Genomic DNA, 1,029 nt, shown 5'->3' with positions numbered 1-1,029 from the left:
TGTTAAGGAGTGTGAGATATTGGACATTTTTTAGTATAAAAAAAGCAGTATCCTTGTTATAATATTTTGAACATAAAACAAATAAAAAGGATGCTACTATGAAAAGAGATTATAGCACAGAATTTAAATTATTTATAGTGGATGAAGCATTAGAAACTAAAAATATTAAAAGATTTCTAAAGATAGAAGAAATACCCAAATCTACTTTTTATGCTTGGCTTAAAAAATATAAAGACACTGGAACTGTCGCTAATTTTAGTACTAAGCCAAAAACTTCTCCAAATATCTTTAATAATCAAAAAGCTATTAATTTAATTATTGAACTCTATACTAAAGAATATCGAGGTAAGCATTATATTAAAGCATATTTGAACCGTGAAGGCATTAAGATAGGGGTTACAGCTATAGAGAATGTACTAAAAAGAAATAATCTTTGGAGATATAAAACAAAAAAGAAAAAGAAGCGATATGATAAGCGTAAATTTGTCTCTAAAATACAAAAAGAAGGCAAAATAGTTCAAATAGACACTAAATATATCAAATTAGGCAGAAAAACAGTCTATCAGTTCACTGCTGTCGATTTAGCTACTCGCTATAGTTGGAGGCAAATCTATGAGGATAAAACACCTTATAGTGCTTTATCTTTCTTAAAATATGTCTTAAAAACTTCACCTTTTAAGATACAGGCTATACAAACGGACAATGGTATAGAATATACTTATCGCTGTATTAATACTCCTAAAATAAATATTTTTGATGAATACTGCTTAAAAAATAAATTAGAGAGGAGATATATTCCTATAGCAACACCAAGATACAATGGCGTAGTAGAAAGAGTACACGGCATAGACGAAAGAGAATTTTATTCACGATTAAATAAAAATATCACAGTAGAATTATTGAGAGAAAAATTAAAAGAATATACACATTTTTATAACAATCAAAGATTGATTTCTTCGTTAGGTTATATTACAATCAAAGAAAGAATCAAAAATATTATAGCAAGTAAAAGTACAATATCTATGGCTC

General features: G+C 27.3%; 1 protein-coding gene. It reads left to right on the top strand.

Annotated features, from left to right (window positions below; all coding sequences use genetic code 11):
* Positions 1–98: 98 nt before the first annotated feature.
* Positions 99–1,029, top strand: a 931-nt coding sequence (locus tag EPJ72_RS12850) for an integrase core domain-containing protein (RefSeq protein WP_147732503.1), incomplete at its 3' end; no start/stop codon positions are given.

This window comes from Brachyspira pilosicoli (assembly GCF_008016535.1).
Taxonomy (GTDB): domain Bacteria; phylum Spirochaetota; class Brachyspiria; order Brachyspirales; family Brachyspiraceae; genus Brachyspira; species Brachyspira pilosicoli_A.
Note: the sequence above shows the minus strand (reverse complement) of the source record. Positions and strands in the feature narration are given on the sequence as shown.